20 protein-coding genes and 1 pseudogene are annotated in these 21495 nt (G+C 42.0%); 3 read left to right on the forward strand and 18 right to left on the reverse strand.

The genetic code is table 11. From position 1 onward, the window contains the following. Positions 1-37 precede the first annotated feature (37 nt). The 11 genes from CLOSA_RS12900 to CLOSA_RS23685 form a co-directional block, all read right to left on the reverse strand. Entirely contained in the window at positions 38-601 is a 564-nt protein-coding gene (locus CLOSA_RS12900) for a TetR/AcrR family transcriptional regulator (RefSeq protein WP_013273213.1), read from the reverse strand. A 333-nt stretch (positions 602-934) separates the two neighbouring features. Continuing rightward, positions 935-1633 carry a tryptophan synthase subunit alpha gene (locus CLOSA_RS12905; RefSeq protein ID WP_013273214.1) on the reverse strand — a complete coding sequence of 233 codons (699 nt, stop codon included), beginning with the start codon at positions 1631-1633 and terminating at the stop codon, positions 935-937. Continuing rightward, on the reverse strand, positions 1633-2913 hold the full coding sequence (locus CLOSA_RS12910) for a PTS ascorbate transporter subunit IIC (RefSeq protein WP_041708633.1): 1281 nt from the start codon (positions 2911-2913) through the stop codon (positions 1633-1635). Before CLOSA_RS12910 ends, CLOSA_RS12905 begins: the two co-directional genes overlap by 1 nt. Positions 2914-2949: 36 nt before the next feature. Further along, entirely contained in the window at positions 2950-3225 is a 276-nt protein-coding gene (locus tag CLOSA_RS12915) for a PTS sugar transporter subunit IIB (RefSeq protein WP_013273216.1), read from the reverse strand. Next, complete coding sequence (locus CLOSA_RS12920) at positions 3219-5255, reverse strand: BglG family transcription antiterminator (protein WP_013273217.1); 2037 nt, start codon at positions 5253-5255, stop codon at positions 3219-3221. The genes CLOSA_RS12915 and CLOSA_RS12920 overlap by 7 nt, the downstream gene beginning before the upstream one ends. Positions 5256-5485: 230 nt before the next feature. Further along, a complete protein-coding gene (locus CLOSA_RS12925; RefSeq protein ID WP_013273218.1) occupies positions 5486-6262 on the reverse strand; it encodes a MurR/RpiR family transcriptional regulator in 777 nt (258 codons plus the stop codon). Between the two features lie 121 nt (positions 6263-6383). Continuing rightward, positions 6384-7760 (reverse strand): M24 family metallopeptidase, encoded by a 1377-nt coding sequence (locus CLOSA_RS12930; protein WP_013273219.1) that lies wholly within the window; start codon positions 7758-7760, stop codon positions 6384-6386. Positions 7761-7776: 16 nt separating this feature from the next. Next, positions 7777-9225, reverse strand: a complete 1449-nt coding sequence (locus CLOSA_RS12935; protein ID WP_013273220.1) for a M81 family metallopeptidase — start codon at positions 9223-9225, stop codon at positions 7777-7779. A 132-nt stretch (positions 9226-9357) separates the two neighbouring features. Beyond that, positions 9358-10728 (reverse strand): PTS transporter subunit EIIC, encoded by a 1371-nt coding sequence (locus tag CLOSA_RS12940; protein ID WP_013273221.1) that lies wholly within the window; start codon positions 10726-10728, stop codon positions 9358-9360. Between the two features lie 187 nt (positions 10729-10915). After that, complete coding sequence (locus tag CLOSA_RS12945; RefSeq protein WP_013273222.1) at positions 10916-12325, reverse strand: glycoside hydrolase family 1 protein; 1410 nt, start codon at positions 12323-12325, stop codon at positions 10916-10918. A gap of 176 nt (positions 12326-12501) precedes the next feature. Further along, entirely contained in the window at positions 12502-12636 is a 135-nt protein-coding gene (locus tag CLOSA_RS23685; protein WP_081443024.1) for a group II intron maturase-specific domain-containing protein, read from the reverse strand. Between the two features lie 46 nt (positions 12637-12682). Between CLOSA_RS23685 and CLOSA_RS23690 the strand changes: the two genes are divergently transcribed. Continuing rightward, positions 12683-12856, forward strand: coding sequence for a DUF5680 domain-containing protein (locus tag CLOSA_RS23690; RefSeq protein WP_408643009.1), 174 nt, complete (start codon positions 12683-12685; stop codon positions 12854-12856). A gap of 498 nt (positions 12857-13354) precedes the next feature. Here the strand turns inward: CLOSA_RS23690 and CLOSA_RS12955 are convergent, their stop codons facing one another. Next, positions 13355-13645 carry a DUF4491 family protein gene (locus CLOSA_RS12955; protein WP_013273224.1) on the reverse strand — a complete coding sequence of 97 codons (291 nt, stop codon included), beginning with the start codon at positions 13643-13645 and terminating at the stop codon, positions 13355-13357. After that, positions 13635-14051 (reverse strand): YbaN family protein, encoded by a 417-nt coding sequence (locus CLOSA_RS12960; protein ID WP_013273225.1) that lies wholly within the window; start codon positions 14049-14051, stop codon positions 13635-13637. Before CLOSA_RS12960 ends, CLOSA_RS12955 begins: the two co-directional genes overlap by 11 nt. A 210-nt stretch (positions 14052-14261) precedes the next feature. On the opposite strand from CLOSA_RS12960, the gene CLOSA_RS22925 reads away from it, so the two are divergent. Beyond that, positions 14262-14852: a hypothetical protein gene (locus tag CLOSA_RS22925; protein WP_013273226.1), complete on the forward strand. Its 591-nt coding sequence runs from the start codon at positions 14262-14264 to the stop codon at positions 14850-14852. A gap of 226 nt (positions 14853-15078) precedes the next feature. Next, positions 15079-15535, forward strand: a pseudogene (gene tnpA, locus CLOSA_RS12970) (IS200/IS605 family transposase). A 238-nt stretch (positions 15536-15773) separates the two neighbouring features. On the opposite strand, the gene CLOSA_RS12975 reads toward tnpA, so the two are convergent. The 5 genes from CLOSA_RS12975 to CLOSA_RS12995 form a co-directional block, all read right to left on the reverse strand. Next, positions 15774-17159 (reverse strand): HAMP domain-containing sensor histidine kinase, encoded by a 1386-nt coding sequence (locus CLOSA_RS12975; protein WP_013273227.1) that lies wholly within the window; start codon positions 17157-17159, stop codon positions 15774-15776. Then, positions 17156-17863 (reverse strand): response regulator, encoded by a 708-nt coding sequence (locus tag CLOSA_RS12980; RefSeq protein WP_013273228.1) that lies wholly within the window; start codon positions 17861-17863, stop codon positions 17156-17158. Before CLOSA_RS12980 ends, CLOSA_RS12975 begins: the two co-directional genes overlap by 4 nt. Positions 17864-18024: 161 nt before the next feature. Beyond that, on the reverse strand, positions 18025-18234 hold the full coding sequence (locus CLOSA_RS12985; RefSeq protein ID WP_013273229.1) for a copper ion binding protein: 210 nt from the start codon (positions 18232-18234) through the stop codon (positions 18025-18027). A gap of 24 nt (positions 18235-18258) precedes the next feature. Beyond that, the gene (locus CLOSA_RS12990; RefSeq protein ID WP_013273230.1) at positions 18259-18981 is read right to left on the reverse strand and encodes a hypothetical protein; all 723 of its coding nucleotides are present in this window, start codon (positions 18979-18981) and stop codon (positions 18259-18261) included. Between the two features lie 7 nt (positions 18982-18988). Further along, positions 18989-21469, reverse strand: coding sequence for a heavy metal translocating P-type ATPase (locus tag CLOSA_RS12995; protein WP_013273231.1), 2481 nt, complete (start codon positions 21467-21469; stop codon positions 18989-18991). Positions 21470-21495 lie beyond the last annotated feature (26 nt).

Consider the following 21495-nt stretch of genomic DNA (forward strand, 5'->3'; position numbering starts at 1 on the left):
GTAGAATGATTTTACAAAATAATCCCGCTAATAAAACCTATCGCAGTATTGCATTCTGTATTATTTGAATCATCTCCTGCAGCAGATCCTCTTTCTGTGTTTCGTTTTTGCGGCTATCAACTGCAATCGCCTTGACCGGCTGAAATATAATGGCCAGCAGGTTATCTTCTTTGTAATTCTTTATAAGGTTCTTCTTCTTCATCTCCGACATCAGGCTGTAAATATTGCAGATGCCTTTTTTCCCGGAACAGTTGTTGGCTAATGAGGGGCAATTAGAAAACTGCTCCACAAAGCTGAAAATTTCTTTGTTCTCTAAAATATAGTTATAGTAGCTTCGGATGAGCACCTCGATCTGCTGCCGACCTTCCATATCCCGTTTTATACTGTCTAATAGATAATCATAGATTTCTTCCGAGTATTCCTGGTAAATATCATGCAGCATATCTTCCTTGTTCTCAAAGTAGATGTAAACCGTAGCCGGCGAAACCCCTGCCATCTTAGCGATTTTAGAGACAGATGTGCCGTGAAAGCCCTCCTGCAGGATCAGCTTGATGACTGCTTCTTTGATGCTTCTCACTTTTTCGTCGTCTTTTTTTCTCATGCCATCACCTCTATGTTTTTATAATAAATGATCATTCACTTATTGTCAACTATTTTTTTACTTTTTCTAATTAAATATTATATTCCTATCTGTAATAGGGGTTTTTACAATAAAATACCTTTCATAACATAAAAAATAAGTCTTGAAAATGACTTTTCAGGCCAATCAAGACTTATTTTTCGTACATAGCTTTATGACAGGGCTATTTTATAACCTCTATCTTTTTGTATAACATTATCATGCTGGCAGTATTAATCTGGATACTAAACTATTGCCTGCCCTCTGCTTAACCTAACACTCCCCTTGTCATGTTAAGCAGATTGGAAGACCAGCCTATGCATCGGCTAACTTCAACTCTTCCATATAAGCATTCAAAGCATCCATACCTCCAAGCTGGTAACGCTTTATGAACTCCGTCCCTATGATGGCTCCATCGGCGCCATTTTTCATGACTTCCTTCACGTCCTCGGCGGATTTTATACCAAAGCCTACATAGGCCGGTGTCTTTGAAACAGATTTTACTTTTTTTACTACTTCAGCGTATTCCGTAGGAAGCTTATCAAACGATCCGGTTTTCCCTTCCCCGGAAACGATATAGGCAAACAGGTCATTATGCGCAAGAGCCTTTGCTATGCTCTCATCACTAAGGGACCGGCCCAGTACAGTGATCTGGTTCGGGAAGGATCCGGTCGGAAATTCTCCATCCACACATAGAAAACCGTCATATAGGTCTTTCGGTACGTCAGAAAGATGAAAGTATTCTACGCCTTCCTTATAAGTCATTAACACAACTTTAAACGTGAAACGCCTGCGGATTTCTTCCAGGGTGTGTATTACATCGACGTAGCTTATCTTTTGCTCCAACGCTTCTTTATGAGTCTGCTGTATCACTGCTCCGTCTACAAAAGGATTGTCAACCGGTATTCCGATTTCAACAAAACCTGCCTTTTTATGATCCAATAATTCTAAAATCTTAAAAAAAGTTTCCCTGTCCGGATAATGCAAAGTAAGGTAAAACACTAAATTTTTCATTAGATGCCTCCAAACAGCTTAAGCACCCAGCCTAAGATCGGACCGTAGAAGGAATAATCTGTCTCGCTTAAAATACGCATAATCGGCGCATAAGTTCCAATCATGGGCAGAAGCAGAGCCTGTCCAAAAATAAGGATCAAACCATTTACAAAGGAGCCTATGATCGCACCTCTGCGTCCGCCATGGGCATTTCCGAAAATGGCTGTTACAGCACCGGTGAAAAAGGTGGGGATCAAAGCCGGGAATACCACAACCGGATAGTTAATAAAGCCAAGGATCATCATACCGATCAAACCGGCAATTAAGCTGCTCAGGAAGCCCAATATCACGGAATTAGGATAATTCGGGAAAAGCAGAGGGATATCAAGTCCTGGTACGGAATTAGGGATAATCTTATTGGCAAAGCCGTGGAATGCGGAAATGATTTCGGAAAGCATCATCCTTACACCTGTTATAATAACTGTGATCCACATTCCAAAGGACAGGCCCCGTAAAAAGCTGAACACAACAATATCCTGTCCACCGGTAATGTTTTCACGCATCCAGGCCGGGCCGGAAATCAGGCTTATGATCAGAAAGAGAACCGTCATTACAATGGTTAAGGAAATGGTCATCTCCCGTAAGAAATTAAGCTTCTTTGGAACATTTAAGTTTTCAAGGTCATGTTCCTTGTTCCCGAAGGTTTTGGCAAGCAGAGAAGAAATCAGAATTCCGATGGAGCTGGAATGGGCAAGGGTAAAGCCCTCTCCTCCCTTCACTTCCTTCATAAATACCGCCACATAGGCACAGGAAAAGGTCATATACAGGCCTAACAATATGGAACCTGTTATTACAAGCGGTACAAAAGCCAGATTGGTTCCGAATTTTAACAGCGCCGCAATCAATCCGGCATAAAAGAAGGATACATGGGCTGACAAATGCACATATTTAAAGCGTGTAAATCTTGCCAGCAAAAGGTTCACCAGAAAGCCCAGTGCAAAGATCAATGCCATTTCTGTACCGATCCCGGTAAGGCTTTCGGTTTGAGCCGCACCAATATCCACTGACACAGCCGGCATATTGAATATCTTTGAAATCATTCCCTGCAAAGGCAGCAGAGACATACCGAGGGTCTGCCCTCCTACGTTGATCATGGTAAAGCCGATCATCGTCTTAATCACGCTGGGAAGGATCTGATCCCAGGTTTTTTTCTGGGCAATCATACCTGCAATTACAACAATTCCAATAATGAATACAGCCTGGCTGAAAACATTATTAATCAAATACATTACTACTCCCATTTTTCTCTCCCTTCCAAGGCCGCCATCAGCCTCCGGTTATCTCTTGTTTATTGCTTCAAGAAGCTGTTCTTTTAAATACTGCTTATCCATCATGTTGTCGATCCGGATAATGTGCGCTTTTGAATCTCTTAAAACATCGGCAAAATCTGAAGTTGTAATTAAAATATCATAGGAATCCGGGCTGACGGAACCGATATCCGAAGCATCTACAGATGCTTCAATCTTTTCTGCATCAAGAATCTGTTGGGTAAACAATCGGAGCATCATGGAGCTTCCCACTCCTGCACCACATACTGTAACAATTTTTAACATTGTGAATCCTCCTTTATGATCTGTAATATTTCCTCAGCGGAATTTGCATTGGTTATTTCATTTACCTTTTTTTCGTCCATTAAAATGTCCGCAAGCTCGGTAAGCGCTTTTAAATGGGATTGGTGGTCGATGGCACAAAGGCCCACCACGATTTTAACCGGGTCGTTTTTCGGATGTCCGAATACAACGGGTTCTTTTAACGTTACAATACTAAGGCCGATATCCAGCGCACCTTCCTCAGGTCTTGCGTGCGGCATGGCAATACCCGGTGAGATGACAATATAGGTTCCGTTCACCTCAACATTTTTCAGCATTGCCTGGATGTAAGACTCATCTGCCAGCCCTTTATCCACAAGGAGCCTGCCGCTTTCTTTTACGGCTTCATCCCGATTGGCTGCCTCAAATTTTGCTTTTATTAAATCTGTGGTCAAAATTTCTTTTAACATCGGTTGATAAATTCCTTTCTTTGGTTCTGAATTTTCTGTAATTCCCAAATAGATACTTAATTCATTTTTTAAAGGCGCCAGCTTATGATCCTCGATTTCCACATATTTGCCAATAATGTTCATTACCTCGGCCATATGGATCCTGGCCGTTAAAAATGATAATTGGCTCTGTATTTCCTTTATGTCATAATCCGATAAATAAGGGCTTACTTTCAGCACCTTTGTGTCCTTCCACTTAAAAGGTACCGTGGATATAATCAGGTCCGGAGTATGCTCCTTCAGCCACAATGCCGCATTTCTCACACTGAATGTCCCTAATATATTCACATGGAAGATGGCCTGCAGCCTGCTTTTTAGTATCTCAGAAGTGCTGATTCCTGCGTTGCAGACAATGATGACATTGGGCGTCCTGCGGATCTGTTTTTCATTTCTTTCTATTACGGAAGCAAAAAACAATGTGAAATATGATATCTCGTGTTCATTAAAATGCACTTTAAGCTCTTCTTCAAGTACCTTTACACTTTTTTCCACCGCTTTGTTCAGCTGGCAGAAATTTTCCAGGACATAGCTCAATAATGGATTTTCTGCCCATTCCCCAGCCAAAGCCCGCTTATAGGCAGGGCGCAGATGGTTGAGCAGTCCCTCATAAAGCTTGGAATCGGTTCGAAAAGCTTCAAAAGAGTATTCCTGTGCCACTGCATCGATAAACTGGTTTGTTACCAGATTAAAGGGCAGCCATTTTTCAGATAACAGCTCCTCGGATTTGACCACAGATGCTTCTGCCAGCTTATTGGCCAGATAAAAGCAGTCATCAATCGATACTTCCCTGCCGAATATCGCTTCAATTTCCTCATGCCGTTCCACAAAAGCCTTTTCTTCTCTCGTTAAAACATCCTTTGGTCCCCCGGTGAACGCTTTTCCGATGGAGATCCTTGTATAAGTGACATAAAAGGCGATCAGCATACGGTTAAATGATACATCGCTCAGTTCTACATTAAGCCTTCTTGCCACATCGTCCAGAAAGGCCTCACAGGAAGAAAGGATCTGCATATCTTCTTTTCCTGCCCTGTCCTCAAAAAACAGCGGATCTTCACTGATGGAAAGAATCAGAAGATTCCTGATGTTTTGTTCTTTTCCGGAGATCCGGTACCCTTTAAAGGGTGTGGCCTCTACCGCGATGGAATGAAAGCTGAGCATTTCCCTTACTTCCTTTAAATCACCGATGAGGGTATTTCTTGATATATCAAGTTCCTTCAACAGGTCATCCACGGTAAACTGGTCGCCGGATAACAGAATGGACGTGGTAATCCGCAGACGCCGGAATCTTAAATTCGACAGAACAAAGGCCGGGGTAGAGTGGATCAGGCTCTCAAACTCAATCATCAGCGGTTCCGTATAAAACATCTTCCCCTTATCTGCATTGATTTCAGGGTATCCGGAAGCCTCCAGTAATTCATTTAATTTTTTTATATCACTGTAAACCGTTCTGCTGCTTACAGAAAACTGCTGTGCCAGCTCCCGCACGGTAAACTCACGGTTGCTCTGACAGACAAGGCGGAATATTTCTAAAAGTCGGTTTTCCATGGTTTCCTCCTTTATGTGATAAGTATAGCATTCCAATGAAGCCCACCTCAAATCCAATTTGCTTCACTTTTTTTGAATGGAAGGGGATATGGCAGGCGGACCAAAAAAAGACGCCGCTTGCGCTGACGCCGTGTGATGATTCATAGGTCAATGTTTTTAAACTACAAAATTATCAGCAGCTTCCGCATAATTGAATTTGCTCAGATATCAGTTATACGGAAGCTAAATTTTTAATCATCTAATTGCATGGATAATAAATCAAGTATATAGGTAATGCCATATTTCCCGTAAATACTAAGGTAATCATTTGAGATACTGTTCTTACTTATATATAATACATCTTCATAAGCACTTTTTAAACTTTGATCCCTGTTTCCCGTTATCAAAAATTTATGGCCTTTTAAACTTTTAACAAATTCCAGTGACAGCTCTGCAAATTTTCCGGATGCTGATACAGTAATTATGATATCCTCAGCATTGTAAGATTTTAAAACATTGTTCTTAGTAAATGAATTTGAAATAACATGAGTAACCTTAGATGCAAACATTAATTCCTGCTGGAACTTTGCGATCGTTCCGCTGGTATTGTTTGCACATAAGAACACGATATTAACATCTCTATGAAGCAGCTGACACAAAAAACTTATCTTTTCAAAATTAAAATGCTCATCGATATCTATAATCATGTCATTAATAAGACTTTTTATATGGCTTTGATAATTGGAATATTCTTCAATATCTCTATATCTTAAATTGCTAGGAAATACTAATTTAGTCACTGAACTTTTTAATTTGCTGAAATTATCGTATCCCAGTTGTTCGCAGAATCTTCTGATAGCTGATATCGATGTAAAGCATTCCTCTGTGATTTCTGAGATACTGATACTGGAAATTCTATATAGATTTTTTAAAATATACTGTGCTAACACATATTCTATATTATCTGATTTTCCTGCGTTTACTATTAAAGATAAAGAGTTTAAGAGACCTAAGTTGTTGATTTCCACCTTACATTCCTCCATTGAGCTTATTAATGCATGAGTACTCTTCTATTATAAGCTATTTATAACCGGACGGGTATGCAGATAAAAGTGTTTAGGATCGATATTTAAACAACGATCAGAATCCTCATTTGGAACCAGTAAATGCTGCTTTCTTATTGAGTAAGAATGGGCGGCAGTATGCAGTCGCATTACTTGTTGGAATAACTTCTTCTGAAAGATTGATTGCCAATTCTTCCCTGATATAAGCCCTGCGTTTCTGGATACGGTTCCACATTTCCGGATATTGTTTTTTTATTGCTTCCCGTAATGCCTTGTCAGCCAGCATCACTCCGCTCTCACAGCTGATTCCGCCATATCCGGGAACAGATGGAATAATATCAATCTGGAACAGCATTCCGCTCTTTATTAGTTCCTCAGAACCAGGGTACACTGGAGAAGCAAGCCATTCTTCATCGGCACACAGGTGACCAGGGTTTAATGACCATCCATACTGGGCTTTTGGCAGCACTTCCTCTATTTTATCATATAATTCGTTTCCGTCCATACCAATATAAATCGTTTCTAACCAAGTTTTGACCGCAGTGTAGTAGGGAATTGCTACCATCTTCAAGTAGTCTTTTTCACTTTCCGGCAATTCTTCTTCGCTGAATACCGCATATCCGCCGCGGCTTTGTAATCCCCCCTTGAATCCCGTAGTGATTGATATGCGGTCTCCTTTTTTAATTACTTTATTGGTTGGGTATATATTGGCTTTTACAAAACGCTCCCCTGCCGCCATGATTGTTACCACATTATGAGGCTGTCCAAATGCTGCTAATTTCTCTGCAAGCTGCATTTCTGTTTTCCCCTCATCAAACTCTTCCATGACTTCCAATATACAATTCCCTGCAAGTGCAGCCCCAAATTCATAATGCGCAAATTCATTGGCATTATTTGTGGTTCGTAACCCTCCATCTCCAATGAATAAGCCCGCAGCATTAGAAAATCCGGCTTCCTTGCAGATGCTCATGATTGCTTGTACGATAAAGTAAGGAATATCATATAATGCAGTATTATCCTCGAATTTGCCGGTAAAATTCTTCCAACCAACAAAACCAATATTTTTTGCTTTTTCCAATCCGCACTGCCCTAAAATCTCAGCGACGCTTTTCTCTGTATCCATTGGCTGGTTGGGAAGGGAAAAATACGGCATGTGCACAGCCGTTACTTCAATTCTTGATTTTGCTGCTTTATTCAAATTCTCATTTCCTAATACCATATAGGCCTTACCACAAGAATGAAGCACTAATAAAGCCTCTTCAAAACGAGGAAGGAAACCGCATATGTATTCAAAATTACTTCCATGTTCCAAATCGGCATAGATAACAATTGTATCATAACCTTTCTCTTTCATCTTTGCCAACAATTTTTCTTTTCTTTCTTCCATTGTTTCATCACTTAATGCAACTGGTACAAGATTCTGTTCTAATTCCGGTGCTTTTATTTCTTTTAGCTGTATCATTTTATATTCTCCTTCTTTAAATATCATCAATCGGAAACATTGGGCGCATAATGCGTTTGAATGGCAGCTTTGAAGTATCCTGCAGCGTTGCCCCCTGGGTTAATGACATAACAGTTAATTTGCCTTCTTCTTTTAATTCCGGGAAAATATATCCCTGTTTAACTATAATGATATCATAGTCTTCATAGTTTACACCAGCAGTATGAAACTGGTGTATTTCCACAAAAGGATGATTATTTCCTGAAACAATGATATCAATTGGTTTATCCTTGACACCAATGGCAATACAATCGCCAAAATTCCCTTCACCTACATAAGAGTAGCCTGCCAAATATCCTTTTGCTTTGACTGTAACATCTAAATCTACTTTAGCGGATAACTCATCCAAATTCATTCCTAAAGAAATTGATGTCTCTTCCACTTCTTGCAAACCGGCCAGTTTTGTTAATGCATCTGCATCATTTATGCCAGCAAATAAAAATTTCTTGTTGCAGGTATTGTCAAGTTCCAGTACCTGGCGCAATAGAAATGTATTGCATCCCACGGCTCCAGAGGTTACATTATCCCCGGAATCAGTGATGAATACAGGCTTACCTTTAAATTCCAATGCCATTTTCATTGCTTCTTCCGGCGGTGCAGTCAGTCCGGTATAATGGAATTCATGCCGTTTATCCCATACATACTTGGCTAATTTATCTGCAATTTTATTTGCATATTCCTGGTCGGTTTCTGTTGCTGGGATAACAACAATACCGCATCCTGCAACATCACAATCATGGCGAATATAGCCTACATGCCAGGAACAGCTTAAAATTCTTTTATCTTCTTCTAATTCTTCTAAGTATTGATTGATGGATTTAACTGGTTCATCCGCAGAAACACTTTGTTCCCCGCCCAAAATCATCGGTAATTTACGGTATACCGGCGTAATATTTTGACGCATCTTCAACAGTGCTGCCATCTTTTCACAAATAAACGAAATCGTTTCCTTTATATCTGTATGGGGTGAATTCCGGTAACTGCGGATCAGGGTTGTGCTTTCTACATATTCCTTCGATAAGTTGCCATGTGGATCACAAACCACTGCAACCGGAAAATAAGGCCCGACTAATTTGCGAATTTCCTTCACTATATGGTGATCACCTGATCCGCCCTCTAAATCTTCCACTTCACTCGCGCCATGCAGGTGAAGATAGATTCCATCAATTTCATGAATGTGCTTTTTAACATCCTCCAGAATTCTTTTTTCAATGAAATCAAATGCTTCTTTCTCTAATACACCACCTGCTGCCGCATTGGCATAAATGGAAGGTATGATTTCGATACCTTCTCTCCCAAATACATTTTCACAATTCATTTCCCGAATGCAATCTTCTCCAAATAAAAGATTAAAATTTTCTAATTTACTTTTATACGGAATGTTTGCATTGGATTCAATAACAAATTGGGCTATCAATACTTTCATTAAATTCTTCCTCCTGAATACGGTTAATGTACCTCTGACTATAAAAAATCACCCCTATGAATATTATTCACAGGAGTAATTTTTATAATATTCTTACATAATAGATTAAGCCACCTTTATTTAAAAATTTATTTACTCTGTTTTTGAAAGTATAATCTTACATGATACAAAAGATACCGCAACTGCCACAACTGATACGATTGCGGCCAAAAAGAAGTTTCCCATACCGCCATTTTTATCGACAAAGAACAAAGCTGTTAATAATCCTGGGCAACCTCCCATAACATAGCTCTTTAATCCAAAAATACCAGCAACCAAACCAGCGCTTGCCGCTCCTATTGCAGTACCAATCAAAACTCTTGGCCTCATAATTAACGACCCATAAAATGCCGGTTCCGTAACTCCGCAAAGGGCAGTAATACCAAAGGATGCAATCATACCTTTTTTGCTTTTATCGTTTCGAATGGTTGTAGCTACTGCCAATGCACTTCCGCCTATACACAGGTTCGAGATAAATCCCATAACCATAATCGCCGGATCATATCCAATTGTCGCAACACTGTTAAATCCAATTGGCATAATGGCTTTGTCTAATCCCAGCATGACCATGTAAGGGTAAACCACCGCAAAAACCGGCATGGCTATTCCGCCAATTGCATTCATTAAGTTTGTAATTCCAACACCTACATAAGTACTTAAAACGGTTCCTATCGGCCCTAAAACAATTAAAGTAACAGGGACAACAACGATCATTGTACATAATGGTTTCAAAAAATATCTCACTGTTTCAGGAATATATTTCTGGAATAACTTGTCCACAAAATACATAAAGCCAATACCAAGCATAATTGGCAATACACTGCCTGTATATTCTACCACCGGAATTCCAATTCCCAGGAAGCTTAATCCTGCTGCACCACTGATATTGGAACTAACCAGCAGTCCGCCTAAAAAAGCGCCCATGATTGGTTCCATTTTTAAACGCTTCGCCATTGTAAATCCAATGTAAACCGGCAAAAAGGTAAATGCAGCACTGAAAATGGAAGATAAAATAACCGCAGTACCAGAATTCATGGCAACACCAAAGTAGTTAACCAGTAAGTTTTTAAATGCCAGAATCATTCCGCCTGTGATCAGTGCTGGAACAATCGGCATAAAGACTGCGGCCATGAAGTTACCAAATTTATTAACATAGTACATCGCCTTCTTTTCTTCTGGTTCTTCCGGGGCAGCTGTTTCGCTGGTTGCGCCTTCTTTCCATCCTGACGTATCTAAGAAATCGTTATATGCTTCATTCACATTAGGCCCAATGATAATCTGGACCTGTCCGGCTTTGCTGACAATACCCAGGACATTTTCTATTCCTTTTAACGCTTCTTCATTTACAAGTTTCTTGCTGTTGTAGTGTAAACGAAGCCTGGTTGCGCAGTGTTCAACATGATTTAAGTTTTCAATACCACCAACATGCTCTAATACTTGCTTTGACATCTCAACATATTTCATTTTATTTTTCCTCCACCCATATTATTCTTCATTGGAATTTACCATTATATAGCTATATCAAAATTTATTATGTTAGCAGCCAAATCGTTCCTTCATTTATTTGTACACTTCAATAATCTTTTTATAAAAGTACTTTGAAACCGGTGGCGAAAACTTCAGGTGGATACCATAGGATTTTCTGCCCTTTTCAGATGCCCCTTTTGGCTGCGATAAGCGCTTTATACCAGTAGTAGCTTTCCTTGGGAATTCGTCTATTGTTGTTTTTAAAATCAACTCTGACAATGCCATACCGCTTTTCATAGCCATTAATCCAACTATAGAGATCCATGGAAGACCACATATAATACCCTTGCACATTGACTCCTTCTTCTCTTGCCTGTAACATGTAGTCGATAAATTCACTGCATATTTCTATTCTTTCCGTATCTTTTACATAGCCATTTTCATCGGGAGTTTCATATTGACCACATCCGTTTTCCGTGACATAAACCAAAATATCTCCATATTTTGCATTAATTTCCTTTAAGGCATTGTACATACATTTTGGATAGACCTCTCTTCCCCAAAGATTACGTCTTACATCAGGGTCAAATGATGTCTCAAACAGATCCTTTATACGAATTCCTTCTTTAGATTTTGATCCTTTTCCCTTATTATTGTGGAATATTTCGGTTTCACCCTCAGAATAATCGGTTACATACTGACGATTATAAAGATTCAGACCAATATAATCGATCTTGCCTTTTTCAAAATAAGGAATATCTTCTTCATAAATAAATGAGGCATCAACATTATTATCCTTTAACACCTTGTTCAGTTCCGCCGGCATTTTACCAAATACGGCGGTATCTAAAACCATACGGTTGTAAAAAATATCAGCTCTTAATTTAACTAATTCTTTTTCTTTCGTGTCAGGGTCTAATTCAACATTACCATTGTCATGAACAACCCCAATGATTCCTTTCAACCCTAACTCTTTATAGCTTTCAACGGCTTTCGCGCTACCCAGCATCAGATTATAAAGAACGTTCCAAAAGCGGCCAAAATCAGCCTTATAGTTTGGCGGATAATTTCCTACAACATAACTGCAATACGCATAATATCTTGGTTCATTGATCGTAGACCAAATCTTAACCCGGTCTCCAAAGTTTTCAAAACATACTTTTGCATATTGATTAAAAGCATCTACAACATTCCGATTCTCCCATCCGCCGATTTTAGCCATCTCATTGGGGAGGTCGTAATGAAATAATGTCACATTCGGAGTAATTCCCTTTTCCAGACAATAGTTTATCACATTGTTATAATATTCAATTCCTTTCGGATTGACCTCGCCAACTCCCCGCGGAATGATTCTGGCCCATGAGATTGAAAATCTATAAGTATTTTGGTTTCCTTCTGCCATCAGGTCTATATCTTCTTTATACCTATGGTAAAAATCACTGGCAACGTCACCATCTTCATTGTTTATATTCAGGGAACTTTCATGATTAAAGACATCCCATTCATTTAAGCCTTTCCCATCTTCGTCCCAACCTCCTTCACACTGATAAGCAGCGGTTGCCGAGCCCCATAAAAAATTTCCTTTGATACTCATGTTTTTTCTGTATTCCTCTCTTAAACAATAATCGCAAAACGTTTTACACTTTTTATTATAATCCTTTTAAAAAATTCATGTAGTTCAGAATACGAACGATTTTTAACCGTCTTTCGCTTTCGTTATCTATTATAAAAATAAGCATTAATGTGAGGGGACTTCTTTCACCTTAATGCTTATTTGAAGTAGTTTACCCAACCTCTCACATAATGCTGATACTTTCCTTCTCTTACTGTATTACTCATACCGTTGTTTCTTTCTGTTAGCATTCTGATTTTACCCTTCATCTTTTGCACTGTTTTCGGGTGCATCCTCAGTTTGCATTTCCCTTTGAATATATAGAATCCATACCCAGGTATTTTACCTTACTGTTGTACCCCCTTCCGGGGTCCTGCCTTTTATCAGGAACACGATTACGTTTATTGCTGCAAGTTGTGCGGGGACATTCCATGGTATCAGGGATATGAAGAAATATATTATAAAGATTTACGGGTTTACGAGTGTTATTTCCACGGGGGAATCGCAAAGTAATATTTCCCCACGATTCATGGCAACTACTTTCCTTATGACTCATATAATATAAGTATCATCAACCGGAAAGGAAGTAAAACTATGCCCCCATTCCCACCTAATAATACGTCCCCAGGTGGTCCGATGCCTATGGGACCTCCGCCATCAAAAGCGCCCCAGAAGCCTGCACAAATGCGCGCCGGAACCAAAATGGTCAGTCCTGGATCCATTAGAAATTGTCTTGGCCGATTTACTTATGTCTGGTTAAGCAACGGACAGGAGTTTTGGTTTTTCCCCGTCCAGATCTGGGCGAATACCGTGGCAGGGTTTCGATGGGATCGAAGGTTTGGCTGGTCATATGCCGGAATTTCATTAAACCGTATCGATATGTTTACCTGCACTTAATCCCCAGAACGGAAAAAGAATCCCGGCAGCGGGATTCTTCTTCTTCATCACGTGCATCAACAACGGATTTCATCACCTCAAAAAGCGATCCTGAAAGGATCGTTTTTTTGCATGTCACTTTCCTTTTTTCTTGGGATTCTCAGGAAACCACCCCTTCTCCACCCGCTTCTTCTGTTCTTCCAGTTCCTTAATGCTCCATAAAAGGGAGAAGCCTAAGACTGCCAATAGCGCCGATGAAATTCTTCCGCCAGAAGCAAGGGATAAGCCGATGCACACGAACCCCCCCACCAGAAAAAACGGCCAGATCCTGCTGCTGAAATAATATTCCGATTTAATAACAACCGGATGCAGTAATCCAATGATGAGAAACGTTCCCATACCTATGATAATTCCTTCATAATTCATATTCGTCCCCCTTTAATTCCTTTGTCATAGTTTCCGACCTGTCCGCCTGCCGTGTTTTTATGACAAATATAAATACATAATTATGCAAAAGGAAAGCGCCTATAAGAAGCATTCGAAGGACCGGATTTACAGTCAATGCAAAGGAGATTACCATCATTAGCCCTGCGGCCGCCTGAATGGTAAATTTCTGCTTTCTTGTAAGTGACCGGTCATACTCATAATGCTTTACATATCGATCATACAGGCGTGTGCCTCTGAACCAGCAATTAAGTTTCTCAGAACCTTTGGTAAAGCACAGCAAAGCCAGCAGCAAAAATGGAGTGGTGGGCAGACCCGGCAGAACTGTACCAATGGTCCCCAGAACCATAGCAGCGGTTCCAATACAAATATATATGGCTTTTCTCAATCGATAATACCTCCTGTTCCGTTCCAGTTGTGTTTATCCTTGCCCGGCTGTATCAACTATTATCTCTATCATCGTATTGGGGCCGTCCTATGATTATTCGAAACATCTGGCGGTCTTTTTATGAAGATATGTAAAAACCTGAGCCCGATCATGACATTATGTTAAATTCTGCATATATTATAACGATTATATATCCTTAAGAGGCCATGAATGCTCATAAGTGATTTAGGTACAATCACACAATTGGGACGAATATTGCAGGTTCATAATGCGATGGTTACCGAAGTTGTAATCCGCAGCAGAACTACCGGATTTCTAAGCATTATCTACGCCAGGCCTGATACAGATGAAACGGTAACCGAATCTTTAAGACTCTATGTAGGCTTTGATACGGACATTCTGAATTCATCGGGCCAACGGATGTGCTTATGTGACATTCAAGAGGGCATGTTCATTGATGCCTTAATTTCACAAGTTATGGAATGGCGCACTCCAACACAGGCTAACGCATTTTTAATTGTTGTAAAAACAAACGAACAGCCACTGCTGTACTTTACAACAGATCAAATTGCAGTAGTTGATATTGATAATTTTCTGCTTTATACGGGTGATCCTGATAATACCGGTAATCAAATAAAATTTATGATCAATCATACAATAACCACGATCAGTGATAAAAATGGCAACCCTGTTCCATTTCGTTCGCTGCGGCCCGGTTTACTAGTAAACGTAACGCATTCCCTTATTGAAACCGGTGAAATTCCCCCTCAAGCAAATGCTTTCCATATTCAGACATTATAAGTATTACTTAATGCTGCCAGCAGGCCTCCGTCAGCCTGCTGGACATTTGTTTTATGGGCTTTAGCCTGTTGAACATGGGTGAGTTTCTCTTTAAGAGAAATGAATCCATGTGAAATAATAAACCACCCGCTATGCGGGTGCGAGTCAGTAAGTTATACAAAAAATCACCTTTCCGATTATAATAGAGGTGTCCAAGCCACTATTAGAGAAAGGAAAGGTGATTTCAATGGCGAAGAAAGCCAATGAACTGGCACACACGAAATGGATGTGCAAATATCATATCGTCTTCACACCTAAGTATAGACGAAAAGTAATTTATAATCAATACAAGGAAGATTTGAGAGAAGTCTTGAAGCAACTATGTAATTATAAGGGGGGTCCAAATCTTAGAAGGCCATATTATGCCGGATCATGTACATATGCTGGTAAGTATTCCACCTAAAATTAGCATATCCAGTTTTATGGGTTATCAGAAAGGCAAATCCGCCCTTATGATGTTTGATCGCCACGCAAACCTAAAGTATAAATTCGGAAACCGACATTTTTGGTCGGAAGGATACTATGTAAGCACAGTAGGACTAAATGAGGACACCATCCGAAAATATATACAGTAGCAGGAAAAAGCGGATATTATGCAAGATAAACTAAGTGTAAAAGAATACGAGGACCCTTTTAAGGGTTAGTCGGTATTACAAAGGCCCCTTCAGGGGCGGCGACGAGTCAAAAGCATAGTGGCTTGAACGAAGTGAAAGCCAGCGCCTTGAGACGCTGGCCTAGTATCAAAGGGTTATACCCTTTTCACAAGCCACCCGTTTTACGGGTGGTCTTGACTATTTTACCCCCGGTCAGTCCTGCAGTGGTAATTGCTTTTGAGATTTTAAATCATCTGGAAGACATTATTCCAGAGCGCTCACTGCCCCCTCAGCCTTCCTTGGGAATACTTACCGTAAAGCTGCTTCCCTGTTCCTCCACACTTTCTGCCGTTACAGTTCCCCCATGAGCTTCAACAATGGATTTAACAATGGCAAGGCCAATGCCGGCTCCTCCGGATTTTCGGTTCCTGGATTTGTCGGTCCTGTAAAACCGTTCAAAGATGAAAGGCAATTCTTTTTCAGAAATACCGATACCGGAATCCATAATCTTCACGATCCCCAACCGGTCCGTTTCAGATACCACAATCCCGATGACTCCGCCCTCAGGCGTGTATTTGACGGCATTGGAAAGAAGATTGGCAATAACCTGACTGAATCTGTTTTTATCCGCCTGGGCAAAGACGGGACTGCCTCCTATGGAAATAGTTAAGTTTTTTTTGCTGATCTCCCCCTTCATCGTATCTGAAACCGTACGTACAATTTCCAGCAAATCAGTCCTGGTTTTATTTAAAACCAGGTTTTCGTCCTCGATTTTCGCCAACTGCCCCAGATCCTCCACCAGAGTTCCAAGGCGCTTTACTTCCTCATGACAGCTTTTCAGCCGTTTGGGCGTGGGATCCCACAAACCCTCTATCATGGCCTCCAAATGGGAACCCAGTGCAGTCAAAGGGGTCCGCAGCTCGTGGGCAACATCCGCGGTCATCTGCTTGCGCAGCTTTTCCTGGTTTCCGAGAGCATGGGATAGATGGTTGATGGCGTCCGCAAGATCATCCAGCTCCCGTATTTTTGTTCCAGGCTCAAACCGGATGTTGTAATTTCCCTTTGAAATCTGTTTGGCAATATAAGCGGTTTTTGTAACGGGACGGGAGATTCTCCGGGCAAGAAGACATCCTACTACCACCGAACAGGCGCTGGACAGGATACCAATGACCAGCAGGACTGTATTCATAACATTGATGAAATTAAAATCAGCCTCGTTCATAAAAAACGGGCCATAATATTTAATAGAAACAGCACCGACTCTTTTCCCATTTTGGCGGATCTCATAGGTGTGATCTACAAAACCGCCCTCTGTACCTCTCTCTTCCATTCGTTCCGAGATTTCATTCATGATCTGCCCGCAAAGACTCATGTCATGGTTTTCTGCATCCCATACCATGTTTCCGCCTGCATCGTACAGCTTTACGATATATCCGTCATACAGAGCATTCATGCCGATGGCATGAACATAATCCAGTTTCCAGCTCCGTTTGAACCCATCGTATTGCCTGCTTAAATCGCCGACGATATTTTCTCTTCGCTCCTGCCCCAGCTGGGTGATATATTTTTCAAATTCCCGGTTCATGATCCAGTTGGATAAAAGACCAATGAGTCCGATGGTAATCAGAAGCGTCAGCAAAATAGAAAGGGATAACTGTTTTCTTAAGCTCTTCACTCCCCATCCCCTCCGAATTTATATCCCAGACCCGGAATCGTCCGCACATACACCGGGTTTTTAGGATCATCCTCTACCTTTTTCCTGATATTCTTAATGTGGCTGTCGATGGCTCTGTCATATCCGGCAAAGCCCTTGTCCAAAGCCGCCTCGATCAGCTCCTCTCTGGTAAAAACCTTCCCTGGATATTTGATAAGCACGGACAGTATTTTTAATTCGCTTGGGGTAAGGGTTAAGCTGACCCCCTTTTTTCGCACTTCATTTTTTTCAAAATCGGTCACCAGATCCCCGTTTCTCCAGGAATTCCTTTTAACAAGCGGCACCAGATCACTTTCTGTCCGGCGGAGAACGGCCTCTATCCTGGCATACAGCTCTTTTAAGCCAAAGGGCTTTACCACATAATCATCGGCTCCAAGACCAAGCCCCTCCACCACATCGGATTCATCTACCTTGGCGGTGAGCATGATGATGGGAACCCTGGATTTTTTTCGGATGGCCCTGCACACCTCTTCTCCGGATATGTCCGGCATCATAAGATCCAGAATTATCAGTGAGATATTTTCAGATTCAAATATCTCCAGAGCTCTCTGGCCGTTTTCCGCCGGAAATGTACGAAATCCCTTGCTTTCCAAAAGCAGGCAGACCACCTCCAGTATTTTGGGTTCATCGTCAACAACCAGCACATTTTTGCAGTTCTTTCCCATCCTAACACCTCTATTGTTATACCATGAACCTGAGGTTCATGACCGGCATTCCCCGTTATGCGATGAGCAAGCTCATCTTCGCTCCATTGTGCTCATGAAAAATAAAACAAAACATGAAAGGAGGGAACCGCCCACTGTGCGGTCCCCGTCCTTCCTAACTGTTATTCCATGACATCATAGCCCTGATCTTCAATCTCAGATTGAATGGCTTCTACGGATGCCTGATCCGGATCATGATCCACCGTTACTGTTTTACCTGAAAGATCCACGGATACCCCGGAAACACCGGATAAAGCTCCTACCGCATTTGTAATTGCCTTAACGCAGTGTTCACAAGCCATTCCATCTACCTTTATTACTGTTTTTGACATTTGAGTTACCTCCGTTATGATTTTTTATTTTAAATTAAAAGGTTTTAAGAACTTATAGACCTCCAACGTCTTTGAGCCTTCCATTACAGATACCGGTGCATATACCCAGCCTTCTACTTTTTCGGGATCAACACCGGCTGCAATAAGAGGTTCGGGATTTAATACAAAAACCATGTCCTTATCCTGGTTTATATCTTTCACCGTGTTTGTTTCCATATTTTTTGCCCACTCAAACATATTGCCGTCTCCCAGCTTTACTCCATAGTGGTCAAGATCCATATGATAGTTGATAAAGCTGCGGTGATTCTTTACGATCTGCTCAAAAGCCGGAAGAGGAGCTGAACCTCCCTCGTAAACAGGCTCATCAGTCCCCAGCTTCGTTCCTACCATCAGCATTCCATCATAGGCTGCATAATTTTCCGGCAGCTTATCAGCATCAAGTCCTGCATTGACAAAGGCCGCCGCATCAAGCTCAAGCATTACATCATGAAGGGCACTTTTGCTGTAGTCCTCACTCCAGATGAAGCGTACGCTGCCATCAGGCGCTGTTAATGACCAGCCTCCATTGCTTTCATCGGCTTTCACACTATCCGGCACCGCATTTAAAACTGCTTCAAACGATGAAACAGATTCTGTTCCTACTACATCCAGATTTCCTCCGGCTCTATTTACAACTGCAGCCACGATTACCGCCACCAAGGCAAAGGCGATGAAAGCTGCCGCTATTATTTTTCCATTTCTATTCATATCCGGTTCACCTCGTTCCTGTGGTTGGCTTAAATCTTTTCAGCCGCAATGCATTGGTCAGTACGGAAACAGAGCTTAAGCTCATGGCTGCCGCAGCAAAAATGGGGTTAAGAAGGGGCCCGTTAAAGAGCAGATGCAAAAGCCCTGCAGCAATGGGGATTCCGATCACATTATAACCAAATGCCCAGAATAGGTTTTGTTTGATATTTCGGATGGTCTGTTTGCTTAAATGAATTGCCGTAGGCACATCCATTAAATCAGAACGCATGAGAACGATATCAGCGGATTCCATGGCCACGTCCGTACCGGAACCGATTGCAATTCCAATATCTGCCTGGGCCAAAGCAGGAGCGTCGTTGATCCCGTCACCAACCATGGCCACCTTGCGGCCTTCTGCCTGAAGCTTTCTCACTTCATCGGATTTATCCTGAGGAAGAACCTCGGACAGCACCCGGTCAATTCCCACCTGCTTTGCAATGGCTTCTGCGGTCCTTTTGTTGTCACCGGTGATCATGGCAACTTCAATGCCCATTTTGTGAAGCTGCTCAATGGCAGCCCGGCTGGACTCCTTCACGACGTCTGCAACGGCTACAATGCCGGCAAGATTGCCGTTAATAGCAACATACATGGGAGTTTTTCCTTCTCCGGCCAGATGGTCCGATGCTTCTTCCATTCCAGTCAAGGAAATGTCCCGTTCCGCCATCAGCTTCCTGTTTCCGGCAAGGATATCTTCCCCGTTGATCTTCGCTTCGATCCCCCGTCCGGTAAGAGACTCAAAATGCTCTGCTGCAAGTAAGGTTAGTCCGGCATCTTCCGCACCGTGGACAATGGCCTGGCCCAGCGGGTGCTCAGAACCTTTTTCCGCAGAAGCCGTAAGCTGCAGCAGCAGTTCTTTGGAAAGTCCCTCTGTGGTCAGAACATCGGTCACCGTTGGTTTCCCTTCGGTAATCGTACCAGTTTTATCAAATACGATGGTATTGATCTTATGAGCTGTCTCAAGAGCTTCTCCTCCCTTGATCAGGATTCCGTTTTCCGCACCTTTTCCTGTTCCCACCATAATGGCAGTGGGTGTGGCCAGACCCAGGGCACAAGGGCAGGCGATAACCAGAACAGAGATAAATATAGTAAGAGCAAACTTTAAATCCCCGGCAGTTCCGATATACCAGGCAATACCGGAAAGTAGTGCTATCACACAAACTACCGGAACGAAATAGCCGGAAACAATATCAGCCATCTGTGCAATCGGAGCCTTTGATCCCTGGGCATCCTCCACCAGCTTGATGATCTGAGCCAGGGCAGTATCGCTGCCGATCTTCTCCGCTCTGAACCGGATGGTCCCCGTTGTATTCAGAGATGCAGCATAAACCTGATCCCCTTCTTTTTTATCCACCGGCATGCTTTCACCGGTGAGCATGGATTCATCAATGGCAGTGTGGCCGCCTAACACGGTTCCGTCTACAGGAATCTTTTCACCAGGCTTTACTAAAATCATATCACCGATTTCTACCTCGTCAATAGGAATTTCCTTTTCCACGCCGTCTTCCACAATCATTGCAGTCTTGGGCGCAAGACCCATGAGCTTTTTAATGGCCTCACTGGTTCTGCCCTTTGAAACAGCCTCCAGGGATTTTCCCAGCAGAATCAGGGTTATGATGACACCCGCCGTTTCAAAGTACAGGGCATCCACTGCCATAAAATGTCCGTCTGCTATCTGGAACATGTTGTAAATGCTGTAAAATACAGCAGCAGTGGTTCCTATAGCAATCAGGGAATCCATGTTAGGGCTTCTCTGAAGCAGAGCTTTAAAACCAATGGTATAGAATTTATAGCCGACACCTATGACCGGAGCCACCAGCAGAAGTTCCACCAGAGCATAAATCAGGGGGTACTCCATTGGGGCGATCCCTGCCGGGAAGGGCAGATTGATAAATTTGATCATGGGCGCCATGGCAATGTAGAGAAGCGGCACCGAGAACACAGCAGATACGATGAATTTCGTCCAAAGAGTCTTGATCTCCCGCTGCTTGCGGGCCCGGTCTTCATCAGCAGCATCCGCCTTATTCACTTCCAGGGCTTTATAACCTGCCTTTTCAATGGCTGCCCGTATGGCTGACATCCGGATCTTCTGAGGATCATAGGCAACCGTCGCTTTTTCTGTTGCAAAATTTACCGATGTATTTATGACACCATCCAGCTTTCCCACAGCTTTTTCTACACGCTTGGCACAGGCTGCACAGGTCATTCCGCCGATGGGTATGGTTACATTGGCATTTTCAGATTTCTCCACCACCTCGTACCCGATCTTTGCTACTGCTGCCTTAATGGCGGAAAGCTCAAGAGTACTGCTGTCATACTCCACAAACAGCTTTTCACTAGCCAGATTTACGGAAGCCTGGCTGATGCCGGAAAGCTTTCGTACGGTTTTCTCTATTCGCTGTGCACAGGCAGCACAGGTCATGCCTCTGATATTTAAAATTTGACTTTCCATTCTGATTCACCTCACTATTTTTTGCT

This window comes from [Clostridium] saccharolyticum WM1 (genome assembly GCF_000144625.1).
In the GTDB taxonomy this organism is placed as follows: Bacteria; Bacillota; Clostridia; order Lachnospirales; family Lachnospiraceae; genus Lacrimispora; species Lacrimispora saccharolytica.

What these genes read in the sequence shown, in the direction of transcription:
- CLOSA_RS12905 (WP_013273214.1), bottom strand. Translation starts at nt 1,633, where the DNA reads ATGAAAAATTTAGTGTTTTACCTTACTTTGCATTATCCGGACAGGGAA.
- CLOSA_RS12915 (WP_013273216.1), bottom strand. Translation starts at nt 3,225, where the DNA reads ATGTTAAAAATTGTTACAGTATGTGGTGCAGGAGTGGGAAGCTCCATG.
- CLOSA_RS12920 (WP_013273217.1), bottom strand. Translation starts at nt 5,255, where the DNA reads ATGGAAAACCGACTTTTAGAAATATTCCGCCTTGTCTGTCAGAGCAAC.
- CLOSA_RS12955 (WP_013273224.1), bottom strand. Translation starts at nt 13,645, where the DNA reads ATGAATTATGAAGGAATTATCATAGGTATGGGAACGTTTCTCATCATT.
- CLOSA_RS12940 (WP_013273221.1), bottom strand. Translation starts at nt 10,728, where the DNA reads ATGAAATATGTTGAGATGTCAAAGCAAGTATTAGAGCATGTTGGTGGT.
- CLOSA_RS12930 (WP_013273219.1), bottom strand. Translation starts at nt 7,760, where the DNA reads ATGATACAGCTAAAAGAAATAAAAGCACCGGAATTAGAACAGAATCTT.
- CLOSA_RS23685 (WP_081443024.1), bottom strand. Translation starts at nt 12,636, where the DNA reads ATGCACCCGAAAACAGTGCAAAAGATGAAGGGTAAAATCAGAATGCTA.
- CLOSA_RS12900 (WP_013273213.1), bottom strand. Translation starts at nt 601, where the DNA reads ATGAGAAAAAAAGACGACGAAAAAGTGAGAAGCATCAAAGAAGCAGTC.
- CLOSA_RS12995 (WP_013273231.1), bottom strand. Translation starts at nt 21,469, where the DNA reads ATGGAAAGTCAAATTTTAAATATCAGAGGCATGACCTGTGCTGCCTGT.
- CLOSA_RS12910 (WP_041708633.1), bottom strand. Translation starts at nt 2,913, where the DNA reads ATGGGAGTAGTAATGTATTTGATTAATAATGTTTTCAGCCAGGCTGTA.
- CLOSA_RS12980 (WP_013273228.1), bottom strand. Translation starts at nt 17,863, where the DNA reads ATGGGAAAGAACTGCAAAAATGTGCTGGTTGTTGACGATGAACCCAAA.
- CLOSA_RS12945 (WP_013273222.1), bottom strand. Translation starts at nt 12,325, where the DNA reads ATGAGTATCAAAGGAAATTTTTTATGGGGCTCGGCAACCGCTGCTTAT.
- CLOSA_RS22925 (WP_013273226.1), top strand. Translation starts at nt 14,262, where the DNA reads ATGCTCATAAGTGATTTAGGTACAATCACACAATTGGGACGAATATTG.
- CLOSA_RS12990 (WP_013273230.1), bottom strand. Translation starts at nt 18,981, where the DNA reads ATGAATAGAAATGGAAAAATAATAGCGGCAGCTTTCATCGCCTTTGCC.
- CLOSA_RS12935 (WP_013273220.1), bottom strand. Translation starts at nt 9,225, where the DNA reads ATGAAAGTATTGATAGCCCAATTTGTTATTGAATCCAATGCAAACATT.
- CLOSA_RS12985 (WP_013273229.1), bottom strand. Translation starts at nt 18,234, where the DNA reads ATGTCAAAAACAGTAATAAAGGTAGATGGAATGGCTTGTGAACACTGC.